Annotated in this window: 15 protein-coding genes; 10 read left to right on the forward strand and 5 right to left on the reverse strand. The window is 42.2% G+C overall.

Annotated features, from left to right (window positions below; translation table 11 throughout):
* Window positions 1-114 precede the first annotated feature (114 nt).
* Entirely contained in the window at window positions 115-705 is a 591-nt protein-coding gene (locus tag BLS35_RS15110; protein WP_090782481.1) for an RNA polymerase sigma factor, read from the forward strand.
* Between the two features lie 10 nt (window positions 706-715).
* Here BLS35_RS15110 and BLS35_RS15115 read toward each other — a convergent pair whose 3' ends face one another.
* The 4 genes from BLS35_RS15115 to BLS35_RS15130 form a co-directional block, all read right to left on the reverse strand.
* The gene (locus BLS35_RS15115) at window positions 716-1,477 is read right to left on the reverse strand and encodes a LytR/AlgR family response regulator transcription factor (protein WP_090782483.1); all 762 of its coding nucleotides are present in this window, start codon (window positions 1,475-1,477) and stop codon (window positions 716-718) included.
* Window positions 1,464-2,519 (reverse strand): sensor histidine kinase, encoded by a 1,056-nt coding sequence (locus tag BLS35_RS15120; protein ID WP_090782485.1) that lies wholly within the window; start codon window positions 2,517-2,519, stop codon window positions 1,464-1,466. Before BLS35_RS15120 ends, BLS35_RS15115 begins: the two co-directional genes overlap by 14 nt.
* Before the next feature lie 87 nt (window positions 2,520-2,606).
* A complete protein-coding gene (locus BLS35_RS15125) occupies window positions 2,607-7,109 on the reverse strand; it encodes an efflux RND transporter permease subunit (protein ID WP_090782487.1) in 4,503 nt (1,500 codons plus the stop codon).
* A 6-nt stretch (window positions 7,110-7,115) separates the two neighbouring features.
* Complete coding sequence (locus BLS35_RS15130) at window positions 7,116-8,231, reverse strand: efflux RND transporter periplasmic adaptor subunit (protein WP_090782488.1); 1,116 nt, start codon at window positions 8,229-8,231, stop codon at window positions 7,116-7,118.
* Window positions 8,232-8,496: 265 nt separating this feature from the next.
* On the opposite strand from BLS35_RS15130, the gene BLS35_RS15135 reads away from it, so the two are divergent.
* From BLS35_RS15135 to BLS35_RS15150, 4 genes are all read left to right on the forward strand, one after another.
* Window positions 8,497-9,042 carry an RNA polymerase sigma-70 factor gene (locus BLS35_RS15135; RefSeq protein ID WP_090782656.1) on the forward strand — a complete coding sequence of 182 codons (546 nt, stop codon included), beginning with the start codon at window positions 8,497-8,499 and terminating at the stop codon, window positions 9,040-9,042.
* A gap of 113 nt (window positions 9,043-9,155) precedes the next feature.
* Entirely contained in the window at window positions 9,156-10,319 is a 1,164-nt protein-coding gene (locus tag BLS35_RS15140; RefSeq protein ID WP_090782490.1) for a FecR family protein, read from the forward strand.
* Window positions 10,320-10,453: 134 nt separating this feature from the next.
* Window positions 10,454-11,524, forward strand: a complete 1,071-nt coding sequence (locus BLS35_RS15145) for a hypothetical protein (protein WP_132225999.1) — start codon at window positions 10,454-10,456, stop codon at window positions 11,522-11,524.
* Between the two features lie 44 nt (window positions 11,525-11,568).
* Entirely contained in the window at window positions 11,569-12,909 is a 1,341-nt protein-coding gene (locus BLS35_RS15150) for an MGH1-like glycoside hydrolase domain-containing protein (RefSeq protein WP_090782494.1), read from the forward strand.
* Window positions 12,910-12,957: 48 nt separating this feature from the next.
* Here BLS35_RS15150 and BLS35_RS15155 read toward each other — a convergent pair whose 3' ends face one another.
* Complete coding sequence (locus BLS35_RS15155) at window positions 12,958-15,726, reverse strand: hybrid sensor histidine kinase/response regulator transcription factor (RefSeq protein WP_254778897.1); 2,769 nt, start codon at window positions 15,724-15,726, stop codon at window positions 12,958-12,960.
* Window positions 15,727-16,046: 320 nt separating this feature from the next.
* Here BLS35_RS15155 and BLS35_RS15160 point away from each other — a divergent pair, with 320 nt between their 5' ends.
* Genes BLS35_RS15160 through BLS35_RS15180 form a run of 5 tightly spaced genes read left to right on the forward strand, consistent with a single transcriptional unit; the run spans window position 16,047 to window position 24,550 of the window.
* Window positions 16,047-17,381 (forward strand): sugar porter family MFS transporter, encoded by a 1,335-nt coding sequence (locus BLS35_RS15160; protein ID WP_090782496.1) that lies wholly within the window; start codon window positions 16,047-16,049, stop codon window positions 17,379-17,381.
* 10 nt (window positions 17,382-17,391) lie between these two features.
* Window positions 17,392-18,312 carry a carbohydrate kinase family protein gene (locus BLS35_RS15165; RefSeq protein WP_090782498.1) on the forward strand — a complete coding sequence of 307 codons (921 nt, stop codon included), beginning with the start codon at window positions 17,392-17,394 and terminating at the stop codon, window positions 18,310-18,312.
* A gap of 40 nt (window positions 18,313-18,352) precedes the next feature.
* On the forward strand, window positions 18,353-21,430 hold the full coding sequence (locus BLS35_RS15170; protein WP_165973316.1) for a SusC/RagA family TonB-linked outer membrane protein: 3,078 nt from the start codon (window positions 18,353-18,355) through the stop codon (window positions 21,428-21,430).
* Between the two features lie 13 nt (window positions 21,431-21,443).
* Window positions 21,444-23,144: a RagB/SusD family nutrient uptake outer membrane protein gene (locus tag BLS35_RS15175; protein WP_090782660.1), complete on the forward strand. Its 1,701-nt coding sequence runs from the start codon at window positions 21,444-21,446 to the stop codon at window positions 23,142-23,144.
* A 23-nt stretch (window positions 23,145-23,167) separates the two neighbouring features.
* Window positions 23,168-24,550, forward strand: coding sequence for a DUF4960 domain-containing protein (locus BLS35_RS15180; protein ID WP_090782502.1), 1,383 nt, complete (start codon window positions 23,168-23,170; stop codon window positions 24,548-24,550).
* Window positions 24,551-24,554 lie beyond the last annotated feature (4 nt).

The raw sequence follows: 24,554 nt of genomic DNA on the forward strand, positions 1-24,554 counted from the left end.
TCCAAACGATTACCTGGCGAGATGGTACGCACAAGTTTTATTTAATATGTTAAGTAAGGGGAATTATGGATTGAAGATTTAAAAAATATTCTCTATTTTTAAGGAAAACCAGATATGACACTTGAACAGTTATCAGATAAAGAATTGTGGGATTCTATTGTTGAAGATAATTCTCAGGCCTTTGCTGTTCTTTATAACCGGCATTGGAAAAAGTTATATAAAACTGCTGCTTATTATTTAAAAAATGAAGAGGCCGCCGAACAGATTTTACATGATGCTTTTGTAGTACTGTGGAATAGACGTAAGTCTTTAAAAATAGAGAACTTTAGTAACTACATGTATATTACGACTAAGTATCATGTTTTTAAATACCTTAAGGCTGCAAAGGTTTCCATTGTTGATTATATAGAACAATATGATGACCTGGATAGTGCGGTTGACTACAACAATGGAGCATTGAGATTAAACCACAAGGATTTTGAGACCCAGCTGGATCAATGTTTACTGGGGCTGCCCAAAAGATGCAAAGAAATATTTTGGTTAAGCAGGATAGACAATTTATCTAATGATGAGATTGCGGAGCAACTGGGTATTTCAAAACGAACGGTAGAGAATCAGATTACACAGGCTTTAAAGCATTTGAAGGCATCTTATAAGGAACTGTCTGTCGCTAGTTTAGCGCTCTTGTATATAACGTTGTTTTAGGAAAACCAGTTTATCTGTCCAGCCACTCTTTAAAAGCAATGGATTTATCTCTGCTCAGTACTACTTCTTCTTCCGCAGGAGGCAGCAATTCTACTTTGAGCTTACCGTTAAAAAAGACATGTATTTTGCATACCGCAGTATTACAGACCAGATATTGCCTGGTGATCCTGAAAAATAACGAAGGATTAATCTCTTTTTCCAGCTCTTCCAGCGTCTGACTGATATAGTGTTTCTCTCCTTTATGAGTCACCAGAAATGTGGTTCTAAATGAAGAACCAAAATAGGCAATGTCTTCCACTGCAACAGAAATCAGCTGATCTCTGAAAGTTATCAGGAAACGGGATCTATAAATAATCTGCTTTGATTGAATCTGACCAAACAACTGTATCATCGCCTCATAATCCGGTTTACGTTGTTGCATACTGAATTTATGAAGTGACTGTTCCAATGCCTCTTTATCAATTGGCTTTAACAGGTAATCCACACTGTTTACTTTAAATGCCTGCAGCGCATATTCATCATAAGCTGTAGTAAAAATCACGGGTGCCTGCAGCTCTACGTTTTTATAAATTTCGAAGCTCAGCCCATCGCTTAACCTGATGTCCATGAAAATCAGGGAAGGGGCGGGGTTGCTCTTCAGCCAGATGACGGCCTCTTTTACCGTCTGCAGCCGCCCGACGATCTGAACAGGATAAGCAGATTCATTGAGCAGCTTTTCTAATCGCCTGGCGTTGGGCAATTCATCTTCTATAATTAAACTATCTATGGTCATAGGGTAGCAGGGGGATTTTAACTTGAAAGCGATTTGAAGTCTCAATAACGACAGGGGTTTTATTCGATAATAAAAGGTATCGTTCTTCAATGTTTTTCAAACCCATCTTAGAGCTTAACTCTACATGGGTTTTCAGGTTGATGTTATTTTCTACAAAAAGATGATCTTTTAATCCGTAGATCCGGATGTGCAGGGGCTCAGATACACTGATCACATTGTGTTTAATCGCATTTTCTATCAGCAATTGTAAGGTAATAGGAGCGATCCCTGAGCCCAACATTTCATTAGGAATATCTATTAATAATGCAATTCGGTCCCCATAACGTATTTCATACAAAAAGAAATAGGACCTGATAAAAGACAACTCTTCTTTCAAAGCAATGACACTCTGACTCCGGTTGGAAAGTAAATACCGGTATACGGAAGAAAGCTGCTGAAGAAACTTAACCGCAATGTCTTTATCTTCTTCAATCAAAGCCGTCAACGTGCTGAAATTATTGAATAAAAAATGGGGGTCTATCTGGGCTTTTAATGCATCTAGCTGCGCCTGCGTCACCGATTGCTTCAATTTCACGGATTCCAGCTCTGCATCAGTCCATTTGTGCAAAAAATAGTCTATCGTAAAAGCGGCGGTATTCAATAAAGAAATGAGTACACCGAGCACAAGGGCCTGGCGGATCAGCAGCTCCGTCAGGAATTCAAAAGCACTTAATGAAACCGCCTGAATCAACATTGATGTTCCATAAAACATCACCGTGAGCAGCACGATCTGGATGATCAGCTGTAAGAGAAAACGATTGACCGGTGATTTTTCCCAGGGTAAAAACTGATTGAGTGTCCTGGTAATCAGGATCGCTGATTCTATCGTCACAATGACAAAATAACTCAGGTAAAACAACTCGAGGAAATAATCGTAAAAGGTATAATCAGCATAGGATTTCATGTGATCATCACTGATCATGAAAAAGAACAATAAGTAAATGATTACTGTTAGAAAAGGGTATCCGTAGAATCTAAACAACCGGTAAGTTAATTTTTGCATCAGAATCAAGATCTTATGGTTTTAAACGGGATCAAAAACAAAACTACGAGAATCAACAACAGCATTAGATATATTTTTATCAGGAACTTAAAAAAGTTGATTACTGGCTCTGAGATAAGCCGTTTGCGCCATCAAATAGGCATAAGCGGCTTGTAAGTGGTTATTTTTAACCTGAATCAGGCTCAGCTCTGCATCTGCAACCTCATGGTATTTCACCACACCCTTTTGCCACCTGCTGCTGATCAGCTGAAGGTTCCGCTCTGCGGAAGGAATGATTTTTCCCTGGTGTTCCCATTCCAGCCAGGTGGTCCTCAGGTTGTTCTTCGCATTTAGCAATTCCAAAGACATGTCCTGATTCAACTGTATTTTTTGCAACTCAGCAATCTTAACACTGGTCTGGGCTTGTTTTACCCTGTTGCTCGTTTTAAATCCAGAGAAAATAGGCACCGTCAACCGGAGACCTACAAACATACTGTTCGGCCATTCGTAATCCCCGAACCTGAAATTTTCTGCCTGAGTCTGCAGCTGATACTGACTGATGAAATTAAGGCTTGGCAGGCATTTACTTTTCTGCAGTTCGATCTGATTCATGGCAGCCTTGATGTGAATGTTGTTCCTAATCATTTCCGGACGGTTTTCAAGGACTATACTATCCCCTAAGTCCAATGACGCTACTCCTGTAAATGGAGCTGCATCCACCTTCAACTCGTCGCTCAAGTCAACTTCTGTTGCTAATGGCAGCTGAATTAAGTTTTTTAGGAAATTCTTTGATTGATGGATTTCATTATCCGACCTCAATTCGTTGATTTTCATGGATTCCAGATTGATAAATGCAGATAGGGTATCTGCCGGGACGGCCATCCCTTGTTTCACCAGATTCCGGCTGTTTCTTAAATTGAATTCTGCCCGCTTAATCGATTGTTTAACCAGTGTTTTTCCCGCTTCTGTTGCCAGGACATGGTAATAAGCCCTTCTGATTTCATCAGCTAGCTGCGTTTTTGACAGTAGGGTATTCACTTTGCTCAGTTGTTCATCCCATTTTGCAGCCGCTATCTCTTTATAAATTTCTCTGTTAAAAATAGGCATGGTCAACGTTCCGGTCAGGGAATAGGCGTTTTTTGAGGCTGCATTTATTGGGGTCAGATTTTTATCATCCAGCGTTAAGGCACCATCAGGAGCAACACCAACAGTCGGGAAAAACATCACCGGCGATTTCACATTCCTGAAGTATTCACCCGAGGCAGAAATATCAGGATACAAATTCCCCTGGCTTTCCGACCTGAAATGTCGGGCCTTCAGTTCCTCCAGCTCCGCCTGTTTAATCTGTATATTTTCAGACAGCCCTTTATCTAATGCCTCCTTAAGGCTCAATTTCCGGTTTTGCGCCAAGGCCAGATTTCCTGCAAAAAGCAACAACAGAAAGGCCCCCGTTATTTTTGCAATTCCAGATAATGCAGGAATGCCTTTTGACAGTTCAATTTTTGGCTGCTCTGCATCTCGGCCAGATGTTTTTCCACCAGATGTTTTTTCTAATATTCTGGTGATCAGGTCGTAAATCACAGGAACCACAAATAAGGTCAAGAACATGGAACTGCTCAGTCCGCCAATCAATACCCAGGCCAGTCCGCTATTCATTTCTGCTGCGGCACCTTTTGCCAATGCCAGTGGCAACATCCCGATCACCATGGCCAGGGTAGTCATTAAAATAGGCCTTAAACGTGTACTTCCTGCATCCAGTAAAGCATCCATGAGCGATTTGCCTTCTGCTCTGGCCTCGTTCGTCCGGTCCACCAGCAGGATGGCATTTTTAGCCACCAGTCCCATCATCATAATCAGGCCGAGAATGGAAAAGACATTGAGACTCTTCGCCGTTAAGGCAAGTGCTAAAAACGCACCTACAGCTGCTACGGGGATAGAAAACAGCACCACAAAGGGGTATGCCCAATTGTTATACAAGGCCACCATGATCAGGTAAATCAGGGTAAATGACGACAGCAGGGCAAGCCCAAGCTGGTTAAAGGCATCATCTTGCAACTCCAGATCACCTTCATAGGAGATTTTTACACCCGCAGGGACGTTAACTTTTGCCACCGCAGCCTTAATGTCTTCTCCAACATCACCAACCGGTCTTCCTGTTACCTGTGATAACAGTACAAGGCTTGCTTGTTTTGCCCTTCTCTGGAGGTTGGTGGCACTGGATTTCAGCACTACTTTCGCAAACTGGTCCAGGTAAACCAATTCTCCTTTATCATTGGTAAAGCTGTATTTCGGCAACATCGCGGTATGGTTATGCTGGTCCTGCTGCAATTGAATCCTCACATTCACATCTTCTGCAGTACCTCTGAACTTCAGCTCATCATAACCATTAATGGCGCTCCTCATATTGGCAGCAACCACTCCCGGGTCCAGGCCTAAGAATGCAGCCTTTTCACGATTGATCTCGATCTCAATTTCGGGCTTGCCTTCTTCTGAGGACATGCGGGGAGTTACCACACCAGCGGTTTTACGCATAATGTCCATGAGCTGTCCCGCAGCAGCAAAAACACTGTCCCGTTCATTTCCGGACAAAAGGATCTGAATTGGCGCATCATTGGCCCCAAATAATCCGATAGGGGAAACCCTGGCCTTTACACCAGGCACTTCCATCGCCAATGCACGAACTTCCCTGCTCAGATCGTTAAGGGATTTGCGCCGTTCCTTTCCTGGTTTTAAGGAAATATTGATGGACGCTACATTGCCAATGTTATTTTCGCCAAAACCGTCCGACTGATACCCTACATTGGTAAACAGTTTGGTGATTTCAGGTACTGATTTCAATTTTGCTTCTACGGCCTTTACCGCATCATCGGTAGCTGATAGTTTTGTGCCCGGCTGCATGTCGATCAATAAGGAGAGTTCGCCCTTATCCGTGGCCGGTGTAAATTCAGAACCTACAATGCCCGTGAGTACCAGACTTAGAGAAGCGATCAGCAAGCTAATGGTAATCAGTAAGGTAGCCATTTTACGCTGCAAGGCGATTTTAAGCACCCGGGTATACCAGTGGATCAGGTTATTGATTTTCTTTTCAAAGAAGAGTCCGATTTTCCCGAAAAATGAAGCATTACTCAGTTGTTCCAATTTTGCAAATCTGGAAGCCAGCATAGGGGTGAGGGTGAAACAAACAAATAAGCTGGTCAGGGTTGAGACTACAATCACCAGGGAGAACTGTTTCACCAGACTCCCCACCAGGCCGGGAACCAATGCCATTGGTAAAAACACCACCACATCCACCAGTGTGATCGAAAGTGCGGTGAAGCCAATTTCATTCCTGCCATCTAAGGAAGCCTGCACTTTTTCTTTCCCCATTTCCATATGGCGGTAGATGTTCTCTAAAACCACGATACTATCATCTACCAAAATTCCGATCACCAGATTCATGGCCAGCAAAGTCATCAGGTTGAGGGAATAATCCATTATATACATCATGATAAAGGCAGTCACGAGTGAGGTTGGAATCGCAATCAGCACAATAGCTGCATTCCGGAGACTGTGCAAAAACACCAGCATCACCAGGGCCACGAGTACAATGGCAATAAAGAAATCGGTATACACTGCCTTAGCGGCATTCAGCGTAAATTCACTGCTGTCCTGGGCAATGTTAAATTTCAATTGAATATCCTTGTATTCTTCTTCCAGCAGTTTCAGTTCTTCTCTTACTTTCTCAGAAACATCTACGGCATTGGCACCAGATTGCTTGTTCACAAATAACCCGATAGAAGGGGCGTTATCCTGTCTGCTCAGCACCTCGATGCTTTTGGCCGCATTTTCTACACGGGCCACATCTTTGACGCGGATTGCGCTGCCATCAGGAAAAATACGGATGGGCAAATCAGCTACCAGGGAAGGATCGGTGATCTTTCCGGCCATTCTGATGCTCAGCTCCGCATCGGTATCTTTGATGTTTCCAAGGGGAACATCATTGTTATTCTTACGGATGGCCTCTACAAGTTCAATATTCGAAATCTGGTAACTGGCCATTTTATCCGGATCGATCCAGATCTTCACTTCATTTTGTTCTCCACCGAGTATCGTGATCCTGCCCACACTTTTAAGCTGAGCCAAACGTGGTTTGATCTTATCCTTAATCGTTTGGTATAACGCGGCAGGAGTAGAACCAGAGGTGATCCCCAGCCGGAGTACCGGTAGATCATTGATGTTAAACTTATCGATGTATGGGGTTTTAACGCCTGTGGGCATCTCCGCAAGTATACCACTCAGTGCCCTTTGGACATCCTGAACCGCCTGATCTGCATTGGCATCGGCAACAAATTCCAAGGTAACAACAGACAGGTTTTCTGACGAAGTGGCGCTCACTTTTTTTACTTTGGTGACCGATCCTAAGCTTTCCTCGATCTTCTTCGTCACACTGTTTTCAACTTCCTTAGGCGAAGCACCAGGGTAGCTGGTCAGAATCGTTACATAAGGAGCCGCCAGATCAGGAAGCAACTCGTATTTTAAATTTTTGTAGGCAATAAAGCCAAGTCCTCCCAATAGGATGAAGAAGACCAGAAATATGATAGGGCGTTTGATGGCCAAACCTGTGATAGACATGATGCGTTAATTTAAGGTATAAGATTTCAATACTTTTCCAGGCTCGATATTTCCCTGGCCGGAACTGATCACCAGATCTCCCTTTTTCAGCCCTTCTTTAATTTCAACTGTAGTACCGATATCTCTGCCCGGAACCACTGCTTTTCGCAGCGGATTTTTCCTGGAATCGATCACGTATACATAGTTTCCTTTAACATCCCTCAATAGGGCTGTCCTTGGAATCGTGAGGGCTTTAGAGAACAAATCTTCATTGAAATGAACGGAAACATTCATGCCGCTCATCAATGGTGTGGTTTCTGGGTTGTGGATTTCAATTTCCACCGGAAATGCTTTGGCTTCATTGGCCAGTGGAATAATGGTTTTAATCTTTCCTTTCAGGCTGGTGTTCACATAAACATCAGGCCGGATGCTCACCGTTCTGCCCACCTGTATTTTTGTAATGAGCTGTTCCGGAACAAATACTTTAACCAGCACATGGTCCATTTCTGCAATAACCCCAAGAAGCGTTCCCGGGCTGATATAATCACCGGGATTTGATTTTTTCTCTACAATTATTCCGTTTGCGGGTGATACAATGTTCAGCTGTCCCACTTCTTTGTTGGAAATGGTTAGCTGCTGTTGATAAGTTTTTAGCTGCATTTCTGCGGAGCTCAGTTGTAAACGGGCATTTTCTACCTCCACATAGGAAGCATTGTCTTCTTTTAACAATGCTTCAAAGCGGGCTGCATTTCTTCTGGCTGTTTCATAATCTGTTTTCGCTTTTGCCAGTCCCAATACATTGATCTGATTGGCGGCCGTCTTGATGGTCCTGTCGATCCGCCCGATCACTTGCCCTTTGCTCAGGTTTTTTCCCAGTAATATAGCAGAACTGGTCAGTTTTCCTTCTCCTTCACTAAAGATGTTGATTATGTTTTTGGCGGCAATATGTCCCCTGAAGACCGATGCTCCAGGGACCTCGGTTTCAGTTGCATAAGCGGCAGAGACCGCATAGGGGACAGGGCTGAGATCTTTTTTAATCTCATTGTCGGCCGCAGCTTTATTGTCAATAAGAACATAGACAATAAAGCATAGTATTCCGGTTATGGAGGATAACCAAATGAGGATATTTTTTCCCTTTTTCATTTCTGTTCTTGGTTTATAATTTCTTCAAAATTATTTCTTGCACAGGGTGATGAGGGGAGGAAACTGACTGAGTTGTAGAAAAAGGCGATCGAATTAGAGAAATCGGCGGATCAATTGCAAAATGCCTGTTTTCTTCTGCTGGTGCAGCGATATTCAATAAACTCTTGATACTTGTCTGCTTATTATTTTATAAAGCGCTTGTGTTTATTGAATAAAACAATTAACATTGTTAACCAATATAAACAAGTATTTTCTTAACAATTTAGTGAGTAACGAAAAATCATCTTTTTTTTTGCAAAAAATTGCTGCAGGAGACCATTCCGTTTTTAAGGAATTGTTTATGGAATATTTTCCGAAAGTAAAGTGTTTCATTACACACTTGATCAAAGATGAAGTAATTGCTGAAGAATTGTCGCAGGATGTATTTGTTAAAGTCTGGGAACATCGGGAAAAGTTGGCCCAAATTCAGTTGCTTGGATCGTACATCTACAAAATAGCTAAAAATATAACACTGGATCATATAGCTAGAAAGAGTAAGGAAAAACTGTTTGTTGATGGGTATCAGCCGGATGCCGCTTATACGATAGAGGGAGATTTGTATGCCCGGGAAACGGAATTATTGATACAACTTACCGTAAACATCATGCCCCCACAGAGAAAAAAGGTGTATGAAATGAGCCGCACCCAGGGCTTAAATAATGACGAAATAGCGGAACAACTCGCGCTCAGCAAAAAAACCGTAGAAAATCACCTCAACTTAGCACTTAAAGAAATCAGAAAAACGATTCAGCTGATTGCGCTATTCTTTTGATGAAATTAAACTGTTGATATAGAGTTTGTTATTGTGGTTTTTGATGAAAATACATTTTCTCATTGGGTGCAAAGCCTCATTTTACAGTTATAAGTATGTAAAACGGGATCAAGATGTCGAGAATTAACCAAATATGTAAACTGTTTTTCCAGAATAACTATTCCAAAGATCTTCAGCAGAAGTTCTTTGGCTGGCTTAGTATGCCAGTTTCCATGGAGCAAAAAGAAGAGGCTTTAAAAGAGTTGTGGGAAAGCATCGAGCTACCGTTTGATGCTGCTGCAGAAGCCTCTTATTTAAAAGTTTATGAACGGATTTCGCCTGCAGAAAATAAAGTTCATTTTCTTATGAGATTCAGATGGGTTGCAGCAGCAGTAATTGCAGTTGTATTGCTGGGTATCGCATTTTACAGTTTCAATGGTAGCCAGGTTCTAAATCAGCTTGTCGCTTTAGGCAAGCCTGTAAAATATCACATCAATCCTGGAACCAATAAAGCGACTTTAAGGCTCGCAGATGGTTCTACAATAAACCTGGACAATTCTGCTGAACCCAGCTTAACCAACTATGGAAATATCCAGATCAAAAAGAATAGCAATGGGCAAATTATCTACCAGGTAATCGCAGACAGCACCGATACCGAATTTGCTTCAACTTACAATGTATTTACAACACCAAAAGGGGGGCAATACGAAATTATTCTGGCAGACGGCAGTAAAGTACTTTTAAATGCCAATTCATCACTTACATTCCCAACAGTCTTCTCGGCCACTCAAAGGTATGTAGTACTTAAAGGAGAAGCCTATTTCGAAATTGCAAAAAACAAAAAGAAACCTTTCAAAGTAAGTGCAAACGGGACTGAAATTAAAGTCCTGGGTACACATTTCAATGTGATGGCCTATGAAGACGAACCTGAGTTAAAAACGACTTTATTCGAAGGCTCAGTTCAGGTTGGGAAAAACAACGTAATCAAGGTGATAAAGCCTGGACAACAAGCTACTACTTACCAAAATAAAATTGAAGTCAGTAAAGCGAACCTAGACGAAGTTATGGCCTGGAGAAATGGTTATTTCATTTTCAAAGATGAAAGCATTGAAAGCGCCATTCGCAAAATTGCCCGTTGGTATGATGTAGAAATCATTTATAAAGGAGCCATCCCAACAAACGAAATTAGCGGAAGAATATCCCGTTACCAGAATATTTGGGATGTATTAAAACCACTCGAGGTTGCCGGATCTATTCATTTCAAGCTTGAAGGAAGGAGGATTATCGTGATGCCGTAATTTTATAATTTCATCAATCCTATAAAAAATTGGGAGCGCTTCTGACACGCCCCCTATTGAAGCTTTTTGACAAAAGCTATGGATTAAAAAAAGACAATTCTTCTAAAACCGAATATTAATTAATCACTAACCAAATGTATAAAATTTTTACTCCATTAGTATATAGGGGAAATTTCCGTATTCCAGCCAATTTTGTCCATAGTCTAGTTATGTTTTTGTTGTTCATTTCCAGTAGTTTGCTAAGTTGCAAACAGCAACAGGAAGAACCAGAAACTGGAATACGAACACTTTCAAATCGTTCCGTAGATCATCAATTAAATACATTAATTGCCCCTATTCAGTTGCTCACTGATCAGAATTTTCAAAAAGGTTTCAATGTCCTACATCCCGGTACAGGCGCAATCCAAGGGCCATTGCAATACACTACAGCTAACGGAAGTCCAGTATGGAAGCTGGCGCAATGGTATAGTCAGTCGAGTATTTATGGCGCAAGCCCAAGTACGCTGGCCTCAGGGTCCTCACATTTTGCCAACTCGTATAAAGCCATCACCATAGGTCCAACAACTTCTACTGATGGGAGCCTGATTTTTGCGATGAACGGTCAAAATGAGTTTAACAATGTTTACCGTACTGCCTCGAATCCTTTTCCTCATTTACTGGCCGATTTAAAAATTGCCGATCCAGATGGATGGTTGGGTACCACCACACCATTTATAGGAAGTTTAAGTAGTGTACAATTCAATATTGATGCTAAACTCCTGTACCACGCGCGTAATCAAAAAATCGGGTATAATTCAGCCATCCATGCTGTGCAGTTTAGCTGTACCTTTTTGATCCAAAACCTAAACCCTGCGAGTACAGGGTACGGAAAAGCGATGTACTTTTTGGTTATGCTTTTTGACGACAGGTACCCTGTGCCTCCACAAGCTATTTCTGCGGATGTATTTAATGGACAACTCATTTATAATGTTGGAATTACACCATTCAGCTCTACGGGACTCAGTGTTGGACAATGGAAAAACATCAATGGAAATTTACTTCCGCTGATTAAAAATGGGTTAACGGAAGCCTGGAGCCGAGGAATACTTACCCAGTCACAAAATTACAACGATTATAAAATTTCGCTATTTACCATGGGTATTGAATGTCCTGGTTTAAACATACTGACGATGCAGGTTAAGAACTTAAGCTTAATAGCGAATTAAAGGTTATGACTAAAATAATTAGCTCATCCTATAAAATTTTATTCATGAAATCAATATTATCCATTTTGATCTGTGTGTTTTTATGTCAATCAACTCATGCACAACAATTAACAGAACTGATCAGGAAAAACATTTACAACGATTACAAAGGCATGTTCCGCCCAGCAGGCGGTACGCTAAAATACCCTTTTATTACACCTGGTAGTGATCAATATGCCAATGACTTATGGGATTGGGATTCCTGGCTCAGCAATATCGCACTGCGACAAATCTTAGCAGATGAAGGCAATGCCAAAGCACAGAGAGAAGCCCTTGCCTACGAACGTGGCTGCATTTTAAATTTCCTGGATTATGGCGGTGCAGATGGCTACATCCCTATTGTGGTATGGAGAAATACCAATCCAAGAGCGCAAATGCCTAAAGATATTTATAAAGAGAACATGCATAAACCTGTGCTGGCACAACATGCTGCCTTTTTAGTTAAGCAAGATCAGGGCAATGCGGAATGGCTACGCGAGAAATTCTATTTTATGCAGGCTTTTATGACCAATTATAAAATGCATCACCGCGACAAAGCTACAGGCTTGTATTACTGGCAAACTGATGTGGCCATTGGTGTAGATAATGATCCTAGTACCTTTTTTCGTCCTCCGGGAAGCTCTGCCTCTATCTACTTAAACTGCCTCATGTATAAAGAACTTCTGGCTATGGTTTATCTGGCAAAGTGCTTAAATCAGCCAGAGGTAGCTCATGAATTTGATCAGGATGCCATTGCGCTGAAAGCAGCTGTACAGAAAAATTGCTGGGATGAACGTGATGGATTCTTTTATTCGGTAGACCTTAACTTGATGCCTATTTCTGAGGTTCCAAGACGGATACTAGGCTTAGACATGGTGATTCATAGCGGCTTCCCTCGCGGCTACGATGGACTTATCCAAAGAATTGGCTCCTGGTCTGGCTTCCTGGCAATGTGGAGTGGCATAGCCAGCCAAGAACAGGCGCAACGCATGGTTATAGAACATTACAAAAACGAAAGGACTTTCAATGCGCCATATGGTGTGCGTACACTTTCAAAATTAGAAAAGATGTACAGTGTAAGGGCCAGCGGCAACCCCTCTAACTGGTTGGGTCCGATTTGGGGTATATCCAATTACCTTGTGTATAAAGGACTTGTAAAATATGGTTTCCGAAATGAGGCTACTGAACTCGCCAATAAAACCATTCAATTGTTTGGGAAGGATATTCAGAAGCATGGAGCTTTACACGAATATTATGAGCCAGATTCTGGAGAACCGATATTAAATAAAGGTTTTCAAAACTGGAATTACCTTGTGCTTAACATCATGGCACAGGAAGAGAGCAGGCCGGTAATTGAAGAGTTTTAAGAAGATAAGATTTTTTGAGTTCAGGAGATAGAAACTGATTTATAATTTTTATACTGATTTATTTTTTTTGAATTCGGTAGGGCTGAGGCCATATTTGCCTTTAAATACAGTGGAAAAGTAGTTGGGTGTTGAAAAGCCAACCATATAGGTGATCTCAGAAATGGAATAGCTTTCGTTGATCAAGAGGTAACTTGCTTTTTTTAGCCTTCTGCTAAGGATATAATCGGTGATGCTGCACCCGAGTAATGCTTTAACTTTACGGTATAGCTGTACACGGGAGATGCCTATTGATTTGGCAATGTCATCCACGTTGAAATTTTCATTTCCCAAATTTTCCTCTACAATTCCGGCAAAATCATTTAAAAACTTTTTGTCAAGGTTTCTTGATACTTGGGGCTTTCCGGCTGAGCTGATATCACTCGTATAGTGTGCTTTTAGCATTTCTCTGATTTTTAGTAAATTATTTACGTTTGCGATCAGGTAGTCATAATTAAAGGGTTTCACGATGTAAGTGTCTGCCATACTTTCCAGTCCGGAAATTTGCTGCTCGGTACTGCCTTGAGCGGTGAGTAAAATAACCGGAATGTGCGAAGTCCGTAAATCGGATTTCAGTTTTATAGTCAGTTCCCGGCCTGAGATGCCAGGTAAGACAATATCTGATATGATCAGATCGGGAACTTCTCTGAAGGCAGCAATGAGGCCTTGTTCTGCGTCGCTGGCTGTAAATACTTCATAGTGGCTACTCAGTTTTTGGCTAAGGTAATTCAACAAATCTGGGTTGTCCTCAACAACGAGTATGGATTGCTCTCTCAAGGAATTCGATAGGTTTTGTTGCTGTTCAGTGGGCTCATCCAGATCTGTTGTATAGATCCGTGCCTGTTCATACAATTCAGATTTATCTAATTGTTGCTGTTGCCGTTCCGTTTCACTGAAGTGGGTATTCCCGGTAGGCAAACTTACCACAAAGCTGGTACTTTTGTTTTTGATACTTTCTACCTTAATATCTCCATGGTGTAGCCGCATCAGTTCTTTAGATAGGGATAGTCCAAGTCCCGAACCTTTGGTTGAGGAGCCTTCTGCCTGATAAAAATGTTCAAATACATGGAGTGCGTCATCCGAACTCATTCCTATACCATTGTCTTGCACAGATACGTAAATGAAATCGGATTCCTCCCATATATCTACGGTTATCGCGCCCTGATCCCGACTAAACTTTAAGGCATTGGATAGCAAATTAAAAATTACCTTATCTAACATATTGGCGTCAAACCAAGCTGTTATCTCCGTTTTTTTTGCAATCAGTCTGAGGTCTATATTTCTTTTCTGCGCATTGTGCTGAAAGCTCTCCGTAATCTCCTTGATAAACTCCACCAGGTTGTTTGGGGACGCCTTGATTTTCATTTGCTCGTATTCAATTTTACGGTACTCAATGAGTTGATTGATGAGCCGTAGTAATCGGTATACATTTTTGTGTATCAGCTTCAAGTTATGCCCTGCAATGGATTTGATCTTATCCAGGTTCAACAGATCCTCCAATGGGGAGAGAATCAGTGTCAGTGGTGTACGAAACTCATGGGACATATTGGTGAAAAAGTCCAGCTTAGCCTCTGTTGCCAATTTTGCTTTTTCGGACATTTCAATCAGTTGGTTTCGCTGCCTGAGTATTTCCTGATGATTGGCTTCGAGATTTTTATTGATCTTTCTGTTCTCTAGCAATGCATAAAAGGCTAGTCCCCCTAATACGATAGCCAGCACAAGGGTAATTATGGTGACATTTAACACCAATTGTTGATCTTTGAAAAGTACTTTTTGCTCGTCCAGTAAAGTTTGCTGGCGTTCAATGTCTTTTTGCTGACTACGAATTTTATTCCATTGCAGTTTCATTAATTCCACATTGGAGGGGTCAATCACAAGGGAGGTCAAGGTATTTTCTTTCAAGAAAGGCTCTTTATTCAATATCTTAAAAGCGGTGTTAATGGCCTCTTTACCGCCTGTTGGATATAAGATGCTGGCATCAATAACTCCACTACTCACCATTTCCAGTCCGGCTCCTTTGCCGGGCAGGGCATCTACGCCAATAATTTTAATGTCGGGATTGAGGTTGAGCTTTTTTACAATCTCCCGGGCACCGGATGCCATCACATCATTGTGTGCAAAGATAACCGCTGCCGAATGCAGTTCCGGTTGTATTTTTATTAACTCTGCTGCTGCGTTGGGTTGTAGCCAGTCGCCATATATTTCTTTACTGATCTTTAATTCTTTAAAAGGCTTTAGTCCATCTGCAAAGCCTCTTTGTCTTTCAATGGTAGGCGAGGAGCCCGGAAGACCCATCACTTCGATCACATTTCCCTTTTCTTTCCATGCGGCACCGATGTATGCTGCGGCCATTTTACCAATCTGGTAATTGTCTGCCCCGACATAGGCGGTGTATAAACTGGATGCCGTTTTCCGGTCAATTACGATCACAGGAATTCCCTTTTTATAGGCTTCTTCTACTACCTGGGTTAAGGGTTGGGCCTCATTGGGAGAAATGATCAGCAGGTCAAGATGTTGTTCCAGCATCTTTTTAACCTGGCTCACCTGTTTTTGGCTATTGCCATCGGCATCGGCATAAATGAAGTTTGCATCGGGATGCAGTGACAGCTCCATGCGCATTTCTTCCAGCATACCCTTACGCCATAAATCAGATCCTATACACTGGGAAAATCCAATCGTAAACTCCTGATGTTTCTTTTTTTCAGTACAGCCAGTCGATAGCATGGCCAGTAGTAGGAAAAATACCAGGTAGCGAAGAAAGAGAAGTCTGGGCTTAATCACGAATATGATAGTATTTATATTGGCTTGATGCAGCACCTATTGCCGCTTGGAAAGTAAATGTAAAGAAAAATGTACGCTAAGTCAAAACTGCACCATAGGTGTAGGGTTAAGGTGTATACTAAGGAGGTATCAAAACTGTAAGTCTGGTGTTCAAATATTGAAGTTTTCTGGTTTTTAATGTTGTTTGTTTTATTTAATGTACTGATTTTTAGTTAATTAAATAATGTTTTAAAATTGTACGCTTTTGAAACGATATTGATTATCAGTAACTGACAATTCGGCTAATTTGCGTTTCGTTAACCATAATATAACATAAACGTATGAGCAAACATTCCGTCCTGGCCTGGTCCACGGTCGTAGCCCTTGGCGGCTTTTTATTCGGATTCGACACCGCAGTAATTTCCGGAGCTGAAAAATCAATCCAACAATACTGGAATCTTTCTGTATTTGAGCATGGGCTAACCATATCTATTGCCTTAATAGGAACTGTTATCGGATCGCTGATCGGATCGCAGCCTTCAGATCGCTTCGGACGTAAAAATACGCTGTACTTTGTAGCTATCGCTTACTTGTTATCTTCCTTAGGAACCGCACTTGCTGACAATTGGTATGTGTTTTTGATGTTTCGTTTGTTAGGTGGATTGGGAGTTGGCATATCGTCTGTAGTTGCGCCGATTTATATTTCAGAAGTATCTCCAGCCAACAGACGTGGTCGTTTGGTTGGTTTGTTCCAGTTCAATGTGGTATTGGGCATCCTGATTTCTTACCTTTCCAATTACCTGATCAGTCAGGGTGGCGAGGCGTCCTGGCGTTGGATGCTGGGGGTACAGGCTTTTCCGTCCCTGATATTTTTAATCTTGATTTATTTCATTCCTGAAAGTCCACGCTGGCTTATTCTTAAACAAGCTGCATATGATAAGGCCTTGGAAATCCTCCGGATCATTAATCCTCTGAATTGCGAAGAGGAATTAGCTGCTATCAAAAACTCGGCATTAAAAATGGATGAGCATAAAGAAAAAAGTGAAAGTCTGTTTTCGGCACAATATAAAAAACCAGTCATGCTGGCCATGCTGTTTGCCTTTTTTAACCAGGTATCCGGGATCAATGCCATCATTTATTATGCGCCGCGTATTTTTGAGATGGCGGGTTTAGGGGCACATTCCTCTCTTTTGTCTACAGTGGGTATTGGTTTGATCAATTTCATCTTTACGTTGATTGCTATTAATTTCATTGATAAGATTGGACGACGGGTGTTGATGCTGGTCGGTTCATTTGGTTTAATCGCAGCGTTGTTTTTGGTAGCTTATACGTTTTATAGCGAAAATTATAGCGGTTTTGCCATTCCTGCCTACATGATGATGTTTATCGCATTCTTTGCCTTTTCGCAAGGCGCGGTCATCTGGGTATTCATCTCAGAAATATTTCCCAATTCAGTTCGGGCTAAAGGTCAAACCCTGGGTAGCTCTACACATTGGGTGATGGCGGCTATTATTGCTTTTTGCTTTCCCTATCTGGCAGAAACCTTTGGAGGTGCCGTTACTTTTTCTTTTTTTGGAAGTATGATGGTCTTGCAGCTGCTATTTGTATGGCGTTTTATGCCCGAAACAAAAGGTCAGTCCCTGGAACAAATTGGAACTCATTTAACCATGCATTAACAGTAAGAATATGAAGAGTCAATCGAATAAATCAGTCGTGTGTTTCGGTGAAGTACTTTGGGATTTACTCCCTGGCGGTAAGAAACCCGGAGGCGCGCCTATGAATGTAGCATACCATTTGCATAAACTTGGTCTAAAAAGCCACATGATCAGTAGTGTAGGTCAAGATGAAGCTGGGTTGGAATTGTTAGATTTTCTGAAATCCATAGAACTGCCCTTGACTTATATCCAACAAGATGCTTTGCATCAAACCAGTGCCGTTCAGGCTACTGTGGGTGACAACCACGAGGTCAGTTATGATATTCTTTTTCCGGTAGCCTGGGATTTCATTCGCTGGGAACCGGCGCATGAGCAATTGATCAGCAATGCTGATGCCTTCATTTTTGGAAGTCTAGGTTCAAGAAATGAGACTTCAAGAGAGGCTTTGTTAAAAATGCTCGATTATGCAAAGTATAGGGTGTTTGATGTGAATATTCGCGAGCCGCATTATACGCAGGATTTTGTAATCCAATTGTTGGATAAATGCGACCTGGTTAAATTGAACCTTGCGGAGCTGGAAATGATTGCGGGCTGGTTCAATCCGGCCTGCATCAATGAGCTGGAAAGGATTGAACTCCTTTTTGAGCGGTTTAATTTCCAGGAAGTCATCATTACCAAGGGAGGAAAGGGTGCTACTTATTATACAGAAACTATACGTTATGATTACCCGGCTTATCCGGTTGATGTACAGGATACAGTCGGTAGCGGTGATTCTTTTTTAGCGGCTTTTTTGGCCATGAAGTTAAGTGATGAGCCTTTAGAAGAGGTGTTGAATTATGCAGTAGCGATGGGGGCATTTGTGACAGCTCAGTCTGGAGCTTGTCCTGAATATTCTAAGTTTGATTTCGACAGATTTATCTGGAAAAGAAGTCTGACTAATCTTCATTTTTAATTAGTAACAAACCAATATAAACCAATATAAACTTAAGCGTATGAGCAAATATGTTCTACTAATTCTTGCTATGTCCTGTTGTTTTCAGTTCAGCAGGGCGCAGCAAAAAAGCACCGTCAGCGGTAAAGTTACCGATGGAAAGGGCGAAACCTTAATTGGTGTGAATGTACTCCTTAAAGGAACACGAATAGGAACTGCGACAGATGCAAATGGGAAGTATAGCCTTGATGTGTCTGGAAACGAGCCAGTTTTAGTGATTTCTTATATGGGCTTTCTAACCCGGGAAGTGCCAGTTGCTAACCGTAAAAACTTGGATGTAATTTTGGAAACTGATGCCAAAGCACTGACTGAGGTTGTGGTAACAGGTTATCAAAGTGAACGCAAAAAAGATTTGACCGGTTCGGTTGCGGTGGTCGACGTGGATGAAATGAAAAAGCAGTCCGTAGCCAATCCCATCAAAGCCTTGCAGGGACAAGTGGCGGGTATGTACATTACAGGGAATGGTGCGCCAAGTGCCCCGGCCACTGTCCGCATTCGTGGAATTGGAACGTTAAATAACAACGATCCATTGTACATCATTGATGGTGTACCCACCAAAGCTGGAATGCATGAATTGAATTCGGCCGATATCGAATCCATCCAGGTGCTTAAAGATGCTTCTTCAGCTAGTATTTATGGCTCCAGAGCAGCAAATGGGGTAATCATCGTGACCACGAAGCATGGTAAAACCGGGGGTACACAAGCCAGTCTGAATGCTTATACCTCCTTGTCGACCTATGTAAATAAACTCAAAATGCTGGATGCAGAAGGTTATGGCCGTGTACTTTGGCAGGCCAGTGTAAACAGTGGCTTTGATCCAAACAGCAATGGAATACAGTATCAGTACGACTGGAAGGTTGATCCCTCAACCAATTTGCCCGTATTAAATAAAGTGATGGTACCTGAATATTTAAATGTGTCGCAGACTTTGAAATCGGCCAATACAGACTGGTTTGGCGAAATTTCCCAATTGGGAGTCATTCAAAACTATGATGCGCAATTGTCAAATGGTACAGAAAACGGTAGTTATTTATTGTCATTGGGGTATTTTGATAATAAAGGCATTGTGAAGACTACCGATTTCAACAGGATCTCTGCCCGCATGAATTCCGATTATAAATTGTGGAATGGCGCAGTCACAATCGGACAAAACCTGAGCCTGACCAAGACCAAAGAAGTGGCCGCAGATATCATCAACTCTGCGCTGCAGGCATTACCTATTATTCCGGTGCATACGGTAGACGGCAAAGGTTGGGGCGGACCTGTAGCTGGCATGAACGACCGCCAAAACCCGGTAAGGGTATTGGAAGACAATAAACAAAACGGTTACGATTACATGCGGTTATTTGGTAATTTCTTTGCAGATGTGAAGCTGATGCCAGGACTGGTATTTCGTTCCAACTTTGGTATAGACTATGGAAATTACAGTTCAAGAAACTGGCAAAAGAAATACCAGAGTGGTTACCTCGTCAATGATGTGAACAAAGTCATCAATAACCAGACCCACAATACTAAAACTACCTGGACAAACACATTGAACTATAAGCTTGAGCAAGATAAACACCGTTTGGATGTCATTGCTGGTACCGAGTATTACCGAGAAAAAAACACTTCTTTCATGGCCTCCAGAGAAGGTTTTGTTTTGGAAGATCCAGATTATATGTACCTGGATGCAGGAACTGGTGCCAAAGACAATAGTGGCAGCGGAGCAGAAAGTGTGTTGTTCTCCTATCTGGCTAAAGCCAATTATTCCTATATGGACCGGTATCTATTGAGCGCCACCATACGTTATGACGGCTCTTCCCGCTTTGGTAAAAATAACCGCTTCGGAACTTTTCCGGCATTTTCAGCAGGCTGGCGCTTGAGTGAAGAGTCTTTTATTAAAAACAATACGACTATTTTCGACGACTTAAAACTGCGTTTTGGCTGGGGTAAAACCGGTAATCAGGAAATCAACAACAATGCGATTTACAACATTTACCTGACCAACTATAATACGACAGCATACGACATCAATGGCAATAAAAGTGGGGTATTGCCATCCGGCTTTTACCTTTCGCAAAATGCCAACCCGGACCTGAAATGGGAAGCTACTCAAATGACAGATATGGGACTTGATTTCTCTATGTTCAATCAAAAGATTTATGGAAGTATCGGTTATTACATCAAAAAAACTTCAGATATTTTGTTGCTTCCGCCCTATATAGGGGTATTGGGAGAAGGGGGGAATACCTGGGTTAACGGCGCATCTATGCAGAATAAAGGTTTTGAACTGAGCCTGGGACACCGAAGTCAGATTGGCCGCGATTTAAAGCTAGACCTTAGCGGCAATTTTGATGTGGTTAGAAATCAAGTTACCCACTTGCCTGCTGAAGTGATCAATGCCTATGGTGGAGATGGCAGGGGGCAGAATATCCTGGGCAGGGCTTACGGTTCCCACTTTGGTTACATTGCTGATGGGCTTTTCAAAACACAGGCCGACCTGGATGCGCATGCAGCACAACCAGGTAAAGGTTTGGGCAGGATTCGTTACCGCGATTTGAATGGAGACGGTGTTATTAATGATTACGACCGCAGCTGGATTGGGGTGCCCTTACCCAAATTCACTTATGGCTTCAATGTGGCCATCAATTATAAAAACTTTGACCTTTCGTTTTTGCTGCAGGGTATCGGATCTATTGATGTAAAGAATGATGCCAAATACTTCACTGATTTCTGGAGTGCGGTAGAATCTTCTTCTAACAAAGGTGCCCGTTTATTAAATGCATGGACACCAACCAATTCCAATTCGCAGATTCCTGCTGCGGCCTTAACGGATGACAATTTTGAAGCTCGTTTCTCTACTTATTTTATTGAAAACGGTTCTTACCTGAAATTGAGAAATGCCCAGATTGGTTACACTTTCAACACCAGGCATATCAGTAAGTTGAAGATGAAATCGCTCAGATTGTATGTTGGAGGGGACAATCTATTGATATTACTAAAATCAAAATCATTTTCGGGTCTTGATCCAGAGAATCCAGGCTTTGGATACCCCAATCCAATGGTGATTACCGGTGGTATCAATATTAAACTTTAAAATCAGAATCATTATGAAAAGATATTTATATATAACTCTGTTGGCTGTTCTGGGACTTAGCTCCTGTAAAAAAGCGCTTGATGTGGGGCCTAAGGGTTCGTTAAATGAAGATCAGGTAGCTACGCCCGAACAAGCTGAAGGATTTGTGACTGCTGCTTATTCTCAACTGGGTAATGATGAGATCAACCGAGCTTTCAGCATGTATCAATATGGCAATATACGTGCCGATGATGCTTATAAAGGTGGAGGCGGGATCAGTGACGGCGATGTTTTTCATGCCATGGAAACCTTTGTAACTTCACGTCCAGATCAATGGAACTATGATGTGATGTGGTACAATATCTACGTGGGCATTAGAAGAGCCAATGAGGGGCTTCGCGTGATCAGTAAGTTTACTGCTGATGAATACCCCCTGGTAAAAGAACGCAGTGCAGAATTGCGCTTTCTGCGCGGTTATTGGTATCTCATGTTGGAAAATTTGTTTAAGAACATTCCCTACATTGACGAGAAACTGCCTTCGCAGGATTATAAAAATGTAAAAAACAACGAGTTTACCCGCGATCAGATTTTAGAGAAGATTGCTGCTGATTTCCAGTTTGCCGCAGAAAACCTGCCCGCTAAACAAACGCAGGTTGGTCGGGCCAATAAGTACGCTGGTTATGCTTTTCTGGCCAAAACCAGATTGTTTCAGGCCTATCAACAAAATGAAACACACGCTGTAATCAATATTGATCCTGCTAAATTACAACAAGTGGTACAGGCAGCAGATATGGTAGCTGCTTCCAGTTATCAGCTCCAGCCAGATTTTGCCAATAATTTTTTATCTGGTAGTTTCGAGAACGGTGTAGAAGCCATTATGTCGGTTCAGTTTTCAACAGATGATGGTGCGGGACGAGGTAGGGTGAATTTTGGCGACATGTTAACTGTGCCACAAGGCATCGGCTGCTGCGATTTTCAAAAACCTTCCCAAACACTGATGAATGCTTTTAAAACGGATGCCGCCGGTTTACCACTGCTGGATACTTATAACCAGCAAAATGTCGATTTCTCAGTAAATACTGTAGACCCAAGGGTGGACCATACCATTTCCAGACCAGGAGCGCCATGGAAATATGATCCAAACCGTTTGGTAACCACTGCCTGGAGTAGAAATATACCAATCTATGGTACCTACAATTCTATGAAAGAGAACGTTTCCCCGGACTGCGACTGCTTTATTAATATTGCTCCATTTTTCGGGAATACCAAGGCCAGAATTATGATCAGATATGCCGACGTCCTGTTGTTTAAAGCAGAAGCATTGATCGAGCTGGGCCGTCAAAATGAGGCCTTACCTTTGATCAATGAAATACGCGATCGGGCTGCTAAAAGTACGGCCCGTTTGGTGATGGCCAATGGGCAACCTACTTCCAGATACGCTGTCAAACCTTATATGCCTGGTGTAAACATCATCTGGAACCAGGAAAATGCACGTAAAGCTTTGCGTTTTGAAAGACGCCTGGAAATGGCATTGGAGGGTGAGCGTTTTTTCGATCTGATGCGCTGGGGCATTGCCGATCAGGAAATGAATGCATTTTTCAATGCAGAAAAGTCCACCAGAAGTATTTATCAGAATGCCCGGTTTACCAAGGGAAGGGACGAGTATCTACCTATTCCGCAAAATCAGATCTTCTGGAGCGAGAACCGCTATGTGCAAAACCCAGGCTATAATTAATCCGACAGCTAAATCAGAAAAAAATGACCAGCAATTTCAAACCAATAACCATTCTTTGCCTGTTGATCGCAGCAGCATTGCTCTGGGGCAGTTGTAAAAAAGATAAAAATACAGGCTTCAATGTTGATGCCCGGGTTCAGTTTACCGCATTTAACATCAATAATGTTGCCGCCGAGATCAACCAGCAAACCGGGCAGATTCTGGTAAACCTGCCTTTTGGAACTGATCTTACAGGCCTGACACCCGTATTTAATTTACCAGAACAGGCCAGTGTAACACCTGTAGCCGGGCAAAAGCTAAACATGACCGGCGCTGTAACTTACCGTATTACCAATGGTAACCTGTATAAGGATTATACGGTACTGGCTAAAATTGTTCCACCATTGGTTTCATTTAGTATCAATGGCGTGGCGGGAACAATAGATCAGGAAAGTAAAAGCATTTCGCTGATACTTCCGGATGGTACAGATCTCAGCAACCTTAAACCTGTAATTGAATTGCAAGGTGGTGTTCAGCTTGCCCCGGTAGCAAGCCTTGCTCAGGATTTTTCCAAACCGGTAGCCTATACTGTAACTAAAGGTGATTTAAGTGTGGTTTATCAAGTTAACGTGATCAGTAATTCCATTAGCGAATATGCTTTCCTTGGGTTGGCTACATCCAGGGCAGCGATCAGCAATCCCGATGAGAAAGCGGCGGCCGATTGGTTCTTTACGAATTATCCAACAGCTGATTATGTGTCTTTTCAAAGTATTGAAGGCGGTAGGCGTTTGTCTAACTACCGTGTAATTTGGTGGCATTTTGATTCGGCGCAAGATTTACCAGCTGCTGCATTAAGTACAAGCGTTGTCACTGCGCTTAAAGCTTATCGTGCGGGTGGTGGTGCTTTATTGTTAACGACCTATGCCGCACGTTATGTGGAAGCCCTCGGGATAGTTCCGGCAGGAAAAGGCCCTAATAATGTATTTGGTGATTTTGGCGATACCGCTGGCTTTGTTGAGGCCAACAGCAATTGGGGGATTTCATTCCGTACGCAGGAGCAACATCCCATTTTTCAAGGTCTGGAAACGTACGAAGCCGGAAAAGCCTGGCTATTGCAAAAAGGGACGTTTAGGAAAAACCATACCGCATGGTGGTATGTCAATGAATGGGGCGGTTATGGTGATGGGGCAGGCTGGCGTGCACAAACAGGGGGTGTCAACCTGGCTTCAGAGAATTGGGATGATGCCCTGAACGGAAGGGTAGGTATTGCAGAATGGCCATCTACCACTGGAGGCAATGTGGTTATTGTAGCCTTTGGCGCTTACGATTGGTATTCTGAGCCGCTTGGTGGTGGCAGTACAACCAACCTTTACCTGGGTAACATTAAAAAGATCACTAAAAATGCCATTGACTATTTAAAAAAATAAGCGG

Source organism: Pedobacter sp. ok626, from assembly GCF_900100435.1.
In the GTDB taxonomy this organism is placed as follows: domain Bacteria; phylum Bacteroidota; class Bacteroidia; order Sphingobacteriales; family Sphingobacteriaceae; genus Pedobacter.